Source organism: Streptomyces sp. NPDC005070, from assembly GCF_053600395.1.
Map to the genome: position 1 here is coordinate 44,230 of NZ_JBSFZS010000005.1, position 13,338 is coordinate 57,567.

At 69.7% G+C, this 13,338-nt stretch carries 15 protein-coding genes; 4 read left to right on the plus strand and 11 right to left on the minus strand.

Annotation, left to right across the window (positions count from 1 at the left end):
- Positions 1-11: 11 nt before the first annotated feature.
- From ACWEBX_RS03220 to ACWEBX_RS03230, 3 genes are all read right to left on the minus strand, one after another.
- Positions 12-560: a hypothetical protein gene (locus tag ACWEBX_RS03220; protein ID WP_451883180.1), complete on the minus strand. Its 549-nt coding sequence runs from the start codon at positions 558-560 to the stop codon at positions 12-14.
- Positions 561-606: 46 nt separating this feature from the next.
- The gene (locus ACWEBX_RS03225) at positions 607-990 is read right to left on the minus strand and encodes a hypothetical protein (protein ID WP_451883181.1); all 384 of its coding nucleotides are present in this window, start codon (positions 988-990) and stop codon (positions 607-609) included.
- Between the two features lie 100 nt (positions 991-1,090).
- The gene (locus tag ACWEBX_RS03230) at positions 1,091-1,762 is read right to left on the minus strand and encodes a GntR family transcriptional regulator (protein WP_451883182.1); all 672 of its coding nucleotides are present in this window, start codon (positions 1,760-1,762) and stop codon (positions 1,091-1,093) included.
- 286 nt (positions 1,763-2,048) lie between these two features.
- Between ACWEBX_RS03230 and ACWEBX_RS03235 the strand changes: the two genes are divergently transcribed.
- The gene (locus ACWEBX_RS03235) at positions 2,049-3,080 is read left to right on the plus strand and encodes a hypothetical protein (RefSeq protein ID WP_451883183.1); all 1,032 of its coding nucleotides are present in this window, start codon (positions 2,049-2,051) and stop codon (positions 3,078-3,080) included.
- A gap of 1,516 nt (positions 3,081-4,596) precedes the next feature.
- Here ACWEBX_RS03235 and ACWEBX_RS03240 read toward each other — a convergent pair.
- Complete coding sequence (locus ACWEBX_RS03240; protein WP_451883184.1) at positions 4,597-5,409, minus strand: hypothetical protein; 813 nt, start codon at positions 5,407-5,409, stop codon at positions 4,597-4,599.
- A gap of 410 nt (positions 5,410-5,819) precedes the next feature.
- Positions 5,820-6,200, minus strand: a complete 381-nt coding sequence (locus ACWEBX_RS03245; RefSeq protein WP_451883185.1) for a hypothetical protein — start codon at positions 6,198-6,200, stop codon at positions 5,820-5,822.
- A gap of 114 nt (positions 6,201-6,314) precedes the next feature.
- On the opposite strand from ACWEBX_RS03245, the gene ACWEBX_RS03250 reads away from it, so the two are divergent.
- The gene (locus tag ACWEBX_RS03250) at positions 6,315-7,199 is read left to right on the plus strand and encodes a helix-turn-helix domain-containing protein (protein WP_451883186.1); all 885 of its coding nucleotides are present in this window, start codon (positions 6,315-6,317) and stop codon (positions 7,197-7,199) included.
- Entirely contained in the window at positions 7,196-8,332 is a 1,137-nt protein-coding gene (locus ACWEBX_RS03255) for a tyrosine-type recombinase/integrase (RefSeq protein WP_451883187.1), read from the plus strand. The genes ACWEBX_RS03250 and ACWEBX_RS03255 overlap by 4 nt, the downstream gene beginning before the upstream one ends.
- Before the next feature lie 65 nt (positions 8,333-8,397).
- On the opposite strand, the gene ACWEBX_RS03260 is transcribed toward ACWEBX_RS03255, so the two are convergent.
- Positions 8,398-8,589 (minus strand): hypothetical protein, encoded by a 192-nt coding sequence (locus ACWEBX_RS03260; RefSeq protein ID WP_451883188.1) that lies wholly within the window; start codon positions 8,587-8,589, stop codon positions 8,398-8,400.
- 452 nt (positions 8,590-9,041) lie between these two features.
- On the minus strand, positions 9,042-9,821 hold the full coding sequence (locus ACWEBX_RS03265; protein WP_451883189.1) for a hypothetical protein: 780 nt from the start codon (positions 9,819-9,821) through the stop codon (positions 9,042-9,044).
- Between the two features lie 543 nt (positions 9,822-10,364).
- Here ACWEBX_RS03265 and ACWEBX_RS03270 point away from each other — a divergent pair.
- The gene (locus ACWEBX_RS03270) at positions 10,365-10,670 is read left to right on the plus strand and encodes a hypothetical protein (RefSeq protein WP_451883190.1); all 306 of its coding nucleotides are present in this window, start codon (positions 10,365-10,367) and stop codon (positions 10,668-10,670) included.
- A gap of 33 nt (positions 10,671-10,703) precedes the next feature.
- On the opposite strand, the gene ACWEBX_RS03275 is transcribed toward ACWEBX_RS03270, so the two are convergent.
- The 4 genes from ACWEBX_RS03275 to ACWEBX_RS03290 all read right to left on the minus strand — a co-directional run bounded on the left by ACWEBX_RS03275 (position 10,704) and on the right by ACWEBX_RS03290 (position 13,154).
- Complete coding sequence (locus ACWEBX_RS03275) at positions 10,704-10,868, minus strand: hypothetical protein (protein WP_451883191.1); 165 nt, start codon at positions 10,866-10,868, stop codon at positions 10,704-10,706.
- Positions 10,865-12,259: a transposase gene (locus ACWEBX_RS03280; protein WP_451883263.1), complete on the minus strand. Its 1,395-nt coding sequence runs from the start codon at positions 12,257-12,259 to the stop codon at positions 10,865-10,867. The genes ACWEBX_RS03275 and ACWEBX_RS03280 overlap by 4 nt, the downstream gene beginning before the upstream one ends.
- On the minus strand, positions 12,160-12,426 hold the full coding sequence (locus tag ACWEBX_RS03285; RefSeq protein ID WP_451883192.1) for a hypothetical protein: 267 nt from the start codon (positions 12,424-12,426) through the stop codon (positions 12,160-12,162). The genes ACWEBX_RS03280 and ACWEBX_RS03285 overlap by 100 nt, the downstream gene beginning before the upstream one ends.
- 329 nt (positions 12,427-12,755) lie before the next feature.
- Entirely contained in the window at positions 12,756-13,154 is a 399-nt protein-coding gene (locus ACWEBX_RS03290) for a hypothetical protein (RefSeq protein ID WP_451883193.1), read from the minus strand.
- Positions 13,155-13,338: the final 184 nt, after the last annotated feature.

Consider the following 13,338-nt stretch of genomic DNA (forward strand, 5'->3'; position numbering starts at 1 on the left):
CGGGTAGGTCATCAGTCGCCCGCCGCCGTGTCCGTGCCGAGGACCAGGCATTTGATGGGCGGGTCCGGGGTCATCGCCCCGGCCGGCTCGCCGTTGTCTCCCAGGGCGCACAGTGCGAGAACGTCGGCGTGCTGCTCGGCGCTGAACCCGAAGGGCTTGGTCCCCTCAGCCTCGTACTGGAGCCAGCTGCGCCGCTGCGTGTCGGCGTACTCCCTCAAGACAGCGCGGGCCTCGTCCGGGGTGAGATCGAGGGCCTCGGCCACCTGTTGCCAGGTCGCCCCCAGGGTCAGCGCCGTGTGCATCCGGCCGCTGCGCTCGTACCCGAGGTCGCGGCGCATGGATTCCCCCAGCGTCAGGACGGCGAGGGCGTCGCCCGCGTCCCCGCGCTCCACGTCGTACGGGAAGTCGGCGGGCAGCAGGTTGTTGCCGAGACGATCGGCGTGCTCGTGGCGCTTCTCCGCCTGCCAGCCGATGGGGACGGGCCCTCCCGGGCTCGTGCGGACGTCGTCGGGGCGTCGGATCTTCAGGCTCTTCCAGCGGGCGTACTCGTCGGTGCTCATGTTGCGTTCCTCCGCGTCGTCATGGTGAGTTCGGGGTGTAAGGCGGTCACGCGGGCTCCCCCGGGTACGGGTTGATGCCGAACCGGGCGACGAAGTCGCGGCCGGCGTAGATGGATTGGTGCCCGCCGTGGATGCGGGAGGCGGCCCACAGGAGGGCGGCGGCCCACGCGTCGGCGTCCGGGTCGGTGCTGGCGACGAGCACGCTCGCGTAGGTGCGCAGGACCTGCTCGGGGTCGAAGGTCTTCGCGGCGACGGCCGCGCGGATCTCCTGGTGCTCGGTCTCCGTGCGGACGTGGTGGCACGAGCACTGACGGTGTGTTGGGGCCGGGCCGCACTGCCCGCCGGGACGGTCGTCGTCGGGGCTGCCGGTGCAGATGGCCGGGTCGGGGTCTGTGCATCCGCATCCGAGGAACGCGTGGAGGTGGGCCACTCGGTGCGCGACAGCGAGGCGCGGGCGCGAAGGCGGGCGGACGGTTCCAAGCGGTGCTGCTCCTGTCGGTGGTGAGTTCTGGGCGGGGTGGGGCAGCGGTCTAGAACGGCGGCCAGTCGGCGTGGGCCGGGTCGGCGCGCTCGGGCCAGATGCGGAGGACGACGTCCTCGTCCGTCGGCACCGGACCGCCCGAGTGCGCGATGGTGGGCTGTCCCTCGGGACGACGGCCGCCGTCCCGGAGGATCGCCCGCGCGGACTCGATCAGGTGCTGGTCGGCGTCGCTCACGCCGTGCGCGACCAGGCGTCGCGCGGCCGTCAGGAACGACTCGGACAGCCAGCGCACGACGTGCCGGTCCAGGCCCGCGAGGGCGGAGACGTCGACCTGCCGGGGCGGCGCGCTCTTCTCCGTCTCGTGCGCCGTCCCCCAGTCCGGTGAGCCACCGAGGGCCAGGGTCGGCGGCTCACCCGAGGGGAAGGCCGAGGCTGCGAGGGTGCGGCACATCGACGCGGCGGCCAGGACATCGAGGACCGGGTTCGGCGTGAACACGCTGCGGGGCGCGGCGTAGGTGCCCCGGCCCGGCTCGGTCCGGATGAGACCGGCCTCCCGGAGCTTTGCGAGCGCGGAAGCCACGGTGCCCGTGGACACCCCATAGGACCCCGACAGCTTGCTCTGCGCGGGGAGTTGCTCCCCTTCCCGGATGGCGCCCCGGTGGATGGCGACGGCGAGGTCCCCGGCGATCTGCTCGGGTGATGTCTCGGTGGATACGGTCATGGACCCACCGCATCGAGGCCAGTCAAAAAATTTGACAGGTTCGGTGAAGCTACCCGCCAGAAACATGCGGGGCGGCCCGCGCCCGGCAGGAGGGTGGCCTACCGTGGGCGTCGGCCGTCCTCACGTCGGCCCGACTCCGAGCCGCTCCCGCCCACGCAGGGCGCGGTGACCGAGGACCGAAGGGGCCGCGAGCCTCACGTGACGTCAGCACCGCCCTGAACACCGTCCGTTGGTCACCGATGCCACGGCGGGGACGCGTGGGGCCGCCGCCGGGAGAGCGAACGACGTGACCGTCGACAAGCACGTCAAGCGGGCCGCCCGTGAACTGGCCGCGCGAGAGGGCATCTCGTACACCGACGCGGTGTACCGCGTCCGGGGCAGGGCGAGTGCCGGCCAGGACCAGGAGGAGCCGCCGCGCGTCGTCCTGATCGCCCACCAGCCGTGCCCCGAGGGCTGTGACGGCTCCACCCACCGCGGGGCAGTGTGCCGGCTGTGGCGACCCGAGGACGCCTACTGCACCGTCCGGTGGGAGGTATGTCGCGCCGCAACCCTCCACCAGGGCCGGGCCGACCAGTTGGCCCGGCGATCCGAGGGCGACCGGCCGTACAGCTACCCCGTACCGGATGACGCGTGGCTCCTCGCCCTGGCCTACGCGATGCTCACCAATCAGCGCCCCGAGCTGCTCCCGGACCGGGCACGGCTGCGGGCTGCGGTGGAGGCGGACGACCCCGCCGCCGTCGACACGGCCATGGAACCGCTGGACCGCGCAGCCGCCCGACTGATGACGAAGCAGGCCGCCACCTGGTGGGGCGAGGTGAAGCCCCGCCTCGACTCGTACGCGGCCACCGTGGACGCCGACGACCGCGAGCCTCGCACCTGGGAGGAGGTGAAGGCCCGGCAGCAGGTGGAGAGCCTGGTCAGCCGGTGGCGTACCGCCTGGACACCGGTCCTCAAGTCCAACGGGTACACGGACGCGCCGAGCGTCATGTGGATCGCCGTAAAGGGATGGCTCGATGACCGCCTGGTCGACGAGCACGGCGGGTACGGCCCCGGCGCCCGGGTCCGCCTCACAGACGGCCGCCCCGCCCTCGTGTACGAGGCGGAGTGGGGCGACTGCGGCCCGCCCCTGGCCTACCGCGTCCGCGAACTGGAGCCCGGCAGGCACGGCAACGTCGGGCACCTCGTACCGTCGCTGAGGAGCAACCTCCTCGTCCCGGCTGCCGACTGCCGGGACGACAGCCCGTGCGTGACGTGCGGCGGAACCGCGGGCATGCCGGAGGCCCTGTGTGACAGTTGCGCCGCGCGGCTCATCCGTTGATCAGGGGCCGACGCCTGCTGCGGGGCTGCTCATGTGCCGCCCTGGCCAGGTCTTCATCAAGCTGCCGGGCCGCCCGTACGGCTTGGAGCACGTGATTGCGGCAACGAGCGCGGAGCCGCCACGGGAACCCTCCCACCGTGTAGACCTCTTAGCTGGCCCGGCAGTTCAGCCGCGAGCAGGCCCGGAGCCGAGCCGACGCCGACCCAGCAAATGCTCCTGCACCGGGATCTCGGGCACCGACACGGGCGTCTCAGTGATCGCTCGTTCCGCAGCGGTACGCCGCTCGTGCTCGGCGCTTTGCGGCTGATCCGGCGCGACAGTGGGACGGGGGCCTTCGCCCAACGGGCGACGGGTGGTGCTCATCTGGCAAGTCTCCCAGCTCTCGAGCCCTCGCCTGTCCGCTTCCGCAGGGTGGGCGTCTCGGCTTCGGCGGAGCTTGACCGTGTCTGGACTCCGGACCTCGGCTGTCCGACGCCCAGACACGGGGCGCGGCGCTCTCAGCGGGCGAGCCACACCGATACGGCTCCGGCACCGGTTACGAGAGCCCCCATCAGTCGGTAGGGCGGCCGCACGAGTTGGAGTGTCAGGCGGTCGTCCCACAGAAGGGCCGCTGGCCCAACGACGAAGCCCCGCCGGGGCACGGCGGGGCTTCGAGAACGAGGTGACCATATTCATAGATGGGGCAAGGCATTCAACCCCCTACTGACCTGCTACTTCTCTTGAATCTCGGCGCTTGACATGCGATGGGCAGGGGAATGAGCCGGGGAGGTCGAACAACTACGCCTGAATAGTAAGTCCCGGCTGACTACTCCGAGTCGGTACGTCCGGCTCCCAGACACGGATGGCGGCCAAACTGTCAGATAGCAGGCCGCATAGCTTGGCGTCCATGTCAGTGGCCATGAGGAGAGCGGGGCAAGCTCTCTTTCTGTGGGCGACGTGCGAGGCTGGCTTCGCGCTGGTGGCCCCTCTATCGACGTACCTCTATTCCCAGAGGCCCGAGTCGGACGCACAGGAGTATCTACACGGTCCCGAGCCATTCATCATTGCGGGTGCCCTATGCGTCGCGCGGGCACCCTCCGTCTTTGAAAGCATCAATGCCGAAACATCAAGACGCCTTCACATACTCATCTGGTTCAGCCTGCTGTTGACCACGGCGATGTCCCTAATGCTGGCGGGCCGCAGCTCTGTAGGTGCGTCGCATAATGAGCCGACCTGGCTTATCCTACTGACCCTCATTCTGGTGATGATTCCCGCTGCCGCGGCAGTTGCGATTGCAGCACAGACCGTTGAGACGGGCGTGGGTGGCCCGGATGGTGCCGCAACTCCGGCCCCGGCTGGACGGCTTCCTGAGTGCAGAAGGCTGCATTTCACGGCGGCTCTGTACGGGTTCGTTGTACTTCTTGCGAGTTGGAACCGCTGGCGCTCGCACCGTTCCGAGTAGGCCGAGTCGCTCTCGTCCGGCCCAGCAAGTTCAACCTTGTTTCGCCCGAAACAAAGTCAGAGCATCCCCTACGCCTTACGACCCCGGTGCGCTCATGGCCTCCCAGGTGACCCCGCGGCCAGGCGTCGCGCGCAGCGCGGCGGCACGGGCACGTTCGGCCTTGGCCCACTCCGGGGCTGCCGGCGGGGCGGCGCCTTCGCGGACGAGTCGTTCGTACAGTGCCGCCCGGCGCTCGCAGACGTCGGCCTGGGCCTGCGGGTCGGGCACCAACTGGTCCTGGAGCAGCCGGTTACTGATCCCCTCGGTGAGCATCAGCATGGAGGTGGTGCTGTGCCGGGGCAGGCCGCCGGTCACCGGGTGCTCGTCTCCGTCCCAGTCATCGGTGGGGCCGGTGTGCTGGAGCAGCCACCGCTCCAGTTGCTGGGCCCGGTCCTCGGCGGTGCCGTAGTGCGGCTTGGGATGGCCGGGGGCGTAGCGGGCGCCGTAGGGGATGCGGTCGTCGTCGGGGGTGCCGTCGGGCAGCAGCCGGGCGGGCTGGTCGAGCGGGGCGCGCCAGGTCTCGACGGCGTCGGCGAACCGCTTGTGTGCGGACTGCTTCGTGATGCCGAGGGCGTTCCCGATCTCGTCCCAACTGGTGCCGCGCGCGCGCTCGTAGACGGCGGCGCGACGCATCACGTCCTCGGCGAGGGCGAGCAGGTCGACGGCGGCCCGGACGGCGTCTCCCGGTCCGGTGAAGGCGGACCCGTCGCTGTCGGTGGGGATGCGGGCGAGAGCGGTTCCGGCGGCTTCACGGTAGGCCTCGCCCAACATGATGCGGGCGAGGGCGGTCTCGGTGTACGGGTGCGCGGGGTCCGGCTCCGCCGAGGCGGGCGTCTCGGTCTCGGTCATGGCTGTCAGCCTAGGACTGACTCCACTCGACTGTCAGTCAAAGGCTGACGATCGACTCCCGTCAGATCAAAACTGACCGACTTCCTTCGTCATCCTGAAACTGACAAGCCCAATCTGTCAGTTTGCGGCTGACGTTCACGGCATCCCTCTGAACGCACAGGATAATTACAGTTATCCTGTGCGTAGCCCGTCGCCGCGTCAGAACATGGCGCTTTCGGGTGAATTGGGAGAGATGGCGGTATGGCGACTTGCCGTACCGGCTCGCGAGCGTCTGGCGCCACGAGGGGAGTGCGGTGGAGGCGAGCAGTCACCTGGCCGCCGCGATGCGGCGGCGCGGAGCCGGAGAACGCGCATGCCGGGCGGAGCACCCTCTCCACCCGGCACGGGAGACTCGATCGACGGCGAGGCCGTCAGGTCACCATATGCATCAGCACGGTGAGCACCCCCATGGCCGCGGTGAAGGTGACGGCCGTGGTGCGCCAGCGCGGTCCGCGCTCGGCGCCGCGGTCCAGGGCGTAGGCGACCATGGCGGAGAACACCGCGCACAGCACGCCGATGCCGACCGCGCCGGCCCGGCCTGCATCCGGCGGGCCCCCGTGCAGCCCCAGCAGGTCCTGGAGCATGCCCAGGTCGGCCATCGCGGCGGCCAGCCCTCCCCCGGCCCAGCTCCATGCTCGCTTGGGCGGCACGACGCCGCCCGGATCGGCCGGTGCGAGCTGGAAGCCCGCGAACGCCACCATCGCCGCGGCGACCACCGCGAAGGCCGCGTACTCGATCTGGAACACCGTCATCCGTCCCCCTTGGCGGGTGCACCCGTGGGGGGCGCCCATCAGCCCCATGACACAAGCGTCCCGCAATAATAGGGACGCGCAACAAACCCTTCCAAAACAAGGAGGTCAGACCCCATGCCGGTACGCCACACGGGACGCCCCAGGGGGCCCGTCGCCCCGGACAGCCCGCCCGCCGTGCGGGAGTTGGCCGTGCGTCTGCGGGAGTTGAGGGAAGCCTCGGGCCTGACTCTCAGCAAGCTGGCCGAACTGGGCCCGACGCACATGTCGCTGCTGTCGCGGGCCTCCTCCGGTCGGATCGTGCCGAGTTGGGAGATCGTCAAGGTCTTCGCCGACGCTGCGCAGTTGGAGCCGGGTGACGTGGCGGCCCTGAAGCGACTGTGGGAGCGGGCACGATCCGAGAGGGCGACAAGGAGCACAGCCGTTCCGGAGACCGCCGGGGCCGGGAGCGTCTCGACCTCGGCGCAGACGCTGCTGGGCCATCACCAGGACTTCGCCCGCTCGGCCGCGCTGAGGGATCTGTACGAAGAAGCGGGCACCCCCCCGCTGCGCCAACTGGCGGGCGAGTCAGGGCACCCGCGCTCCACCGTCCATCGCGCCGTCACCGGGCAGTCCCTGGCCGGCGCGGCGGACATTGCCGAGGCCCTGGTCCTCCACCTTCCGGAGAGCCGCCGCGTCTTCTGGGAACCGGAGGTCAAGGTCCTCTTCGGGCCGCCCGCCGCCGCCCCCGTGCCGGTGGCGCCCCCGTTCGAGGTCGCCGAGGGCGAGGCGGCCTCGCAGGCGCACCGGGCCGTCGCCGACTTCAAGAAAGCCCTCCGCGAACTGCGCAACCTGATCGCGCACGGCGGCGTCAAGCTCAGCCCGCAGATCTCCGCGCAGGTGGTCCTGCTCCAGGCCGCATTCGATCTGGCGGACGCGACCGTCGTTGTCGCCTCCGCCTCCGCAGGCAGCGGCAAGACAACGCCGGTTGCGCGTAGGGCCGAAGCCGAGGAAGGCGTATGACCGCGCCGGTCGACTCCGCGCTGGTCACAACGGTGGCCGTGGAGGCCGCGCCGGCCACCACGCACCGCGATCCGCGCGACCTGTGGCCCGAGCACGCCCGCAAGCTGTACGACCACCTGGTGGAGCTGTACGGCGCTGAGGACGTACTGCCCACGCTCGCCGCGACCTGGATCGCCCACCAGCGCTCGGTCAACACACAGCGCGCGTACGCCCGCGGCTTCAAGGTGTTCGAGGAGTTTGCCCGGGACTACGGCTCGCACCCGATGGCGGTGAAGTTCGCCCTCGCCGACACCTTCCGCCTCCACCTGGAGACGGCGCCGACCTGGGTTCGGGTCAAGGGCGGAGAACGCGGCGACATGACCCGCACCGGCAAGCCCTACAGCGAGGCGTCCCGGGCGAACGCCCTCTCGGCGGCCTCCTCGTTCTTCGTCTACCTGGACAAGGTCAGCGACGACGGCGTGAAGAACCCCTTCGACGCGGTCCAGCGCCCGGTCATCGACCCGGACTACTCCCCCACCCCCGGCTACACCGAGGAGGAGTGGGCCAGGCTGCTGCGCACCGCCCGCGACCACCACCGCTCCTCCGCCCACCGCAAGCGCGCCTACGCGCTGCTGCTCCTGCTGTACACCTGCTGCCTGCGCATCGACTCGCTGCTCAGCGCCCGCTACGAGGACCTGGGGGAAGACCGGGGTCACCGCGTGCTCCTCCTGGAGAAGGTCAAGGGCGGCGGCCGCAGGAAGAAGCCCATCCCGCCGGTGGCCTGGGACGCGCTCACCCAGTACCTCGACGGGCGCACGAAGGGGTGGCTGTTCCAGACCGCGAGCGGCGGCCAGCTCGACGAACCGGCCGTGTGGCGGCTGTGCGCATCACTGGCCAAGCGCGCCGGACTGCCCGTGCGCGGCCCGCACGGGACAAAGGGCGACGCTGTCACCCACGCCCTGGCCAAGACGGACGCCCGCCCGGACAAGGTGCAGCGGTGGGCCGACCACAAGGATTCCCGTACCACCCAGCGGTACAACCGCCGCAAGGAACTGCTGGACGACAGCCCCGGCTACGGACTCGCCGCCGACCTCGTCAGCACTCTGGACCACGGGCAACCCGAGCCAGCTCCGGCTGATCGTTCCACGAGCTGAGCAAAAAAAGGCCGAGCGCGACGGAGGACAGTCCGCCATGCTCGGCCTCTTTTTTCACTCCATGATCAGGTGATTCCTCCGAATCCGCCGACGCTCACCAGCTTGGCTATCTCCTCCGCGATCTTGATTCCGTAATAGATCGTCGGTGCGATCGCGCCGACGGCCAGAAGACGGCCGTACGCCCGCTTCAGCCTTCCTCCGGACCGGCCTGCACAGCGCTTGAAACAGGTTTTCTTCGAGCAAAAGCCGCAGGGCATGGCAGAGCTCCTCTGCGCGAGAGGTTCAAAGGGAACGCAGGCGGTGGGCCGCTCGACCAGGAGCGACCCACCGCCTGTTTGCCCGATAGGGCGACCGATGCGCGCCCCTCGGCGGGTCCTGCAAGTGGGCGAAACGCCTCACTGCCGACCTGCCCATGCCCCACGAAAAGGGGTCTAGCTGGACGCTTCCAGACCCTACCTGGGGGGATGTCGACTGAAACCCCTAGATCACAAAGAATGTCGCGGTGTGTCCGATCTTCACCCTTGCGCTCCCCTCACGGGGCGCCGGTAAGAACCCTGTCACCGATCCTGCTGGCTTATTCCGTGCCCGGCGGGGCTGGCGGCTCGTTGGTCGGAGCAGAGGAGATTGCCGCAGCGCTGAACGAGAACCGCATCAACATCCTCGTGGCCGACATCCAGCGCTGAAGCGGCCGTCCAGCACGTACTGCTAATTAGTCGTTGACGCTCAGGACGGCGCGCGCGCAGCTGACGAATTCCTTCATGGCCTCCTCATGCTCCCTCCAGTACTGGTCGAGCCGGGGGCCTATCTCAGGCTCCATGCAGTCGCTGAGCAGGGCCGACGCTTGCTCTGCGTCCAGGGCCGGGAGCTGGTCGAGAGCCGCAGACGCCGCATCGTGCATCTCCATCATGTTCTCGGCATCGGCTGCATGCGCGGCGCGGAAGGCATCCAGGGCCTCCACGGCCCGGCGGGCATCCTCATATTCGGGCCTCCAGACACTGACACCGGTCAAACGCATGTAGAGCCAGTACGCCTCACCTCGTTGGCGAGCGAGGCGTTGGAGGTTCTGCGCCGCATTCAGAACGCGGGTGGACGCAGTGGCGAGGGAGACTGGAGCGACAAGCTGGAGCACCCCCCAGGCATGGATAAGTTCGTCGTAGGCGGGCGTGGAGGCTCCCGTGTCGGGTTCCCGGAACATCGTGTGCAGAACTCGGCCGAACGCCCTGTCGGTGCGGATCAGGTTCGTCGCTGCGCTGATCCGCTGCTCGCGCAGCGCAGCGGCGTGGGCCGCGGCTGCGGCGTGGTCGGCCTGTTCCCGGACTGCCTGGAGGGTAGCTGTCGCAGCCGTTTCCGCTGCTTCCTTCGCGGCCTTGGCCTGCGCGACGCCCCCGCCGGCTTGCACTTTGGCGCCGAGCCAGACGCCGGCGAAGGTGAAAACGATGGGGAGGAGCCAGACTATGAACGCCTGGTGTTCCTTGAGGAAATCAATCACGCACTGATCTTCTCCTGTGCCGCGGGAGACGCCGGAGCCGACGACACAGCCGGGCTCGGAGAAGCCGGGACCAAATCCCAGCTCAAGACGGAGGCCCCGGAGACTACCGTCTGCGGCGTCGAGCAGCCGTACCCGTCGCTATGATCCGCGTCGTATCGAATGTCAGGTGGCGACCCCCGCTTTCGTCCCCCACAGAAACCGGCCGAGCAGCGCCTGCCGCAGTCACCTTGCTGAACGTGAAAGGCAGACATGACCCGCCGGTTCCTTCCTGTCATAGCCGCCTGCGCGGCAGCACTCCTCGCCGCCGGCTGTAGCGGCCGAGCCCCGCAGCCTGCTGCGGCAGCCCCCACGGTCACGGTCACCCAGACCATCGCGCCCACCCCCGCCCCCACCCCCACACCGACATCCACGCCTGTAGCCAGACGTACTTCGGCCACCCCCACACCGGCCGTCTCCTCGGCTCCCGCGCCAGCCCCGGCCCGCACTCCCCAGGGATCAGTCGCCCTGACCGAATGGCACGACGGCGACGCGACGAACAAGTGCGTGAACGTCATGACCGTCTACGAGAACCGCTCCGACACCGCAGTCATCTCCGTCACCCAGAAGTTCCAGACCTTGTACACGCCCAAGCACGCCGACGGCGAGTACCCCGACGACGTGGACGGCCCAGTCAAGATGCTCACTCAGGACGCGGGCATCGCCCCATACGGGACCCGGACCCTGTATTGGCGGGTGTGCGCGCCCGAGCTGGCCTCCAAGCAGAACCCAGTTCCGGCGGACGGCACCGACTCGTTCATGTCCGAGATCGGCGCCCAGCCTCGCGCCACCGCCTGGGACTGGGCGCAGTAGATCACCCGGTTTCGATCCTGCTCGGCTATTCGGTCACGCGGCGAGGGAGAGGTCGAGGCGGGCAAGGTGACTGACACGGGTGCGGTCGAGCGGGTGGCCGTTCCACCAGGCATCGAGGCGAATGAGGTTGAGAGCCACGGCGGAGAAGACGTGCTCCAGTTGGGTCTTCTGGAGACCGAGGTAGCGGGCACGTCTCATCCCGGTGACCGCGACGGCTGGTGGATGGTTCCCTCGATGCCCGCGCGGGTTCCGTACTTGGCCCGCCACAGCTCGTCGCCCTGCTGGAGGCGGGCATGATCGAGGACTTCTTGCAGCTCGCGGGGTTGCAGGGAGAGAGTCCGGCCGCCGGTCTTCGAGCGGGTGCACTGGTCGCGCACCGGGCAGGGACGGCATGTCTCCTTGTCGAATTTGATGACGATGGCCTTGGTGCCGCGCAGGGTGGCAGGGCTCCACCAGGTGCTGGTGTCCCCGCGTGGGCAGGTGGCCTGCCGCTTGTCCCAGTCGATGGTGAACGCGGTGCGGTCGAACCCGGCGCCTGCACGCGCCTGGGGTGAGCTGTTCATCAAGACCGGGGTGACCAGGGTGACCCCGAAGTTCTTCTTCATCCCCGTGATCAACTCGGCGGATGCATAACCGGAATCGAGAAAGTGCTCGGCGGGCAGGAGATCACGGGCGGCGAGCATGTGATGGACCGGTTCGGTCATTTCCGCATCCGTCACCGTGGCGTCGGTGGTCGCGATGCCGGTGATCAAGCGCGGCGGCGGTCCGTCGGCTCCGGGGATCAGCGCCTGGCCGTCGGCAGCCGGGTCCTGGTCGTCGGGATCGTCGCAGGACTCGCTGATGTGGATCTTGTAGCCGGTCCACCAGGAGCCCTGTTTGAGGCCGTAGCAGGCGTCGGTGTCGTACGGGGAGGCCAGCCGCTGTCTGCCGGGCGGGAGGTCTTTGCTCTCCCGCCGCTTCACCCCCGCCCCGGCCTCGGTCAAGGTGCGGTGGTAGTTCTGCACCCACATCATGCGCATGACCTGCACTGCCGGGAGTTCGCGCAGCCATGCCGGGGCATCAGGGGCATGCACCGCCTCCAGCAGCGTGAACCCGTCCCGGCCGTAGACCAGGGCCATCTCCTCGCGCTTGCTCGTGGAAGCCGGCGGATGCCAGGAGTGGATCCGTGGGCCGTAGCGTTCGGCCCATTCCCGAACGGGCACCGCCTGGGTCAGCCAGTCCGGGGCCGCGCAGGCCAGCGCCTCCAGCGCGGCCCGCAACGTCTCCCCGGCCAGCTCCAGCCTGTTCAGGTCGCGTACCGCCGCCAGCACGCGGGTGGAGTCGGTGCGCTGCTTGCCTCCGGCCTTGACCAGGCCCCGGTTTTTGAGGACGGTCAGCAGCAGGTCGAGCACCTTCTTCTCCATCCCGTGCTCGACCAATCGTGTGCGGAACTCGGACAGCACCGAGGCGTCGAACCCGGGATCATCCAGCTCCAGGCCGAGGGCGTACTTCAGGTCCTGCCGTACCGCACCCGATGTGCTGCCGCCCGGTCGGTGAGGTTCTCGGCGAACTGCAACACCGTCACCAGCGCCAGTTGACCCGGTGACCAGCCCGGCCGCCCTCTGGCTCCGAAAGCCTCGGCGAACTCGGCGTCCGCGAACAACTCGCCCAGCTCGTCACGGACCCGCGTCGCCAACGGGTACGGGCCCCGTGCCGCCACCGCCCGCGCCACCTGCGCGGTCAGCTCGGGCACCTTCGGCCGCGGCTTCGGCCGCATCGACATTCCTCACCCCACCCGCGACCGGGAACGCCAAGACGGCCGCTGCTGCTCCGACCAACGAGCCGCCAGCCCCGCCGGGCACGGAATTAGCCAGCAGGATCGGTGACACGGTTCTTACCGGCACGCCCAGTCCCCGGACCACGGGCCCGGGGACGTCGACAGCTCGCGGCCGATCAGGGGGCCGTCGAGGAAGCGCACGACCATCAGCCTGTCTCCGATCCGGCGGGTGTCTCCCGCCTCACCCCTTCAGCGCTCCGGGGCGGTGGAGGACAGAACCCGCGCGGCGGGTCTCATGGCGCGGCGGGTCGCGCGGCCCTAGAAGCCGCTCACATGAGACCCGCCTCCATGAGGCTGAGCAGCTCGCTCATGGTCTGGGGGCCCGGGTTGTCGACGGCGTCCTGAGCGCGGCGGGAGCGGGACACGGCTCCCGGGAGCTCGCGGAGGGCGGCGACATGGCCGCACTCCCGCCGGTCGACGGTACGGGCGAGGGCGAGGGCGACCTCCCGGTGCATGACCGCGTCCGGCGCGGTGACGTCGACCAGGCCCGCGCGCACCGAGGCGGTCAACGGCCCGTCGTCCTGCGTGGGCGACGGGACCCCGGCAACGGCCGCGTCCAGGAGGTCGGCGGTCGTCGCCGCGAGGGATCGGCCGGACTCCTTGGCGAGCGCCTGGAGACGGGCGTACGTGTCCGGCGGGACTCTGGTGGTCAGGACCTTCGACGGCATGGACAGGTCTCCTTCCCGGGTGCCCTGGTCTACAGGCGCACCCGGTCTGATCAGCGGGGACGCGTATCGCTACAACGCGCCTGGGGGCGAGGACGTCAGACCGGTGCCAGACCTCGTCAGGGTCTGTCAGGGTCCGGGTTCAACGGCGGTGCAACGGACGACCGCCGGGACGGTCGGGGGCGAT

What these genes read in the sequence shown, in the direction of transcription:
- ACWEBX_RS03240 (WP_451883184.1), bottom strand. Translation starts at nt 5,409, where the DNA reads ATGACCGAGACCGAGACGCCCGCCTCGGCGGAGCCGGACCCCGCGCAC.
- ACWEBX_RS03290 (WP_451883193.1), bottom strand. Translation starts at nt 13,154, where the DNA reads ATGCCGTCGAAGGTCCTGACCACCAGAGTCCCGCCGGACACGTACGCC.
- ACWEBX_RS03285 (WP_451883192.1), bottom strand. Translation starts at nt 12,426, where the DNA reads ATGCGGCCGAAGCCGCGGCCGAAGGTGCCCGAGCTGACCGCGCAGGTG.
- ACWEBX_RS03275 (WP_451883191.1), bottom strand. Translation starts at nt 10,868, where the DNA reads ATGAGACGTGCCCGCTACCTCGGTCTCCAGAAGACCCAACTGGAGCAC.
- ACWEBX_RS03250 (WP_451883186.1), top strand. Translation starts at nt 6,315, where the DNA reads ATGCCGGTACGCCACACGGGACGCCCCAGGGGGCCCGTCGCCCCGGAC.
- ACWEBX_RS03255 (WP_451883187.1), top strand. Translation starts at nt 7,196, where the DNA reads ATGACCGCGCCGGTCGACTCCGCGCTGGTCACAACGGTGGCCGTGGAG.
- ACWEBX_RS03260 (WP_451883188.1), bottom strand. Translation starts at nt 8,589, where the DNA reads ATGCCCTGCGGCTTTTGCTCGAAGAAAACCTGTTTCAAGCGCTGTGCA.
- ACWEBX_RS03220 (WP_451883180.1), bottom strand. Translation starts at nt 560, where the DNA reads ATGAGCACCGACGAGTACGCCCGCTGGAAGAGCCTGAAGATCCGACGC.
- ACWEBX_RS03230 (WP_451883182.1), bottom strand. Translation starts at nt 1,762, where the DNA reads ATGACCGTATCCACCGAGACATCACCCGAGCAGATCGCCGGGGACCTC.
- ACWEBX_RS03245 (WP_451883185.1), bottom strand. Translation starts at nt 6,200, where the DNA reads ATGACGGTGTTCCAGATCGAGTACGCGGCCTTCGCGGTGGTCGCCGCG.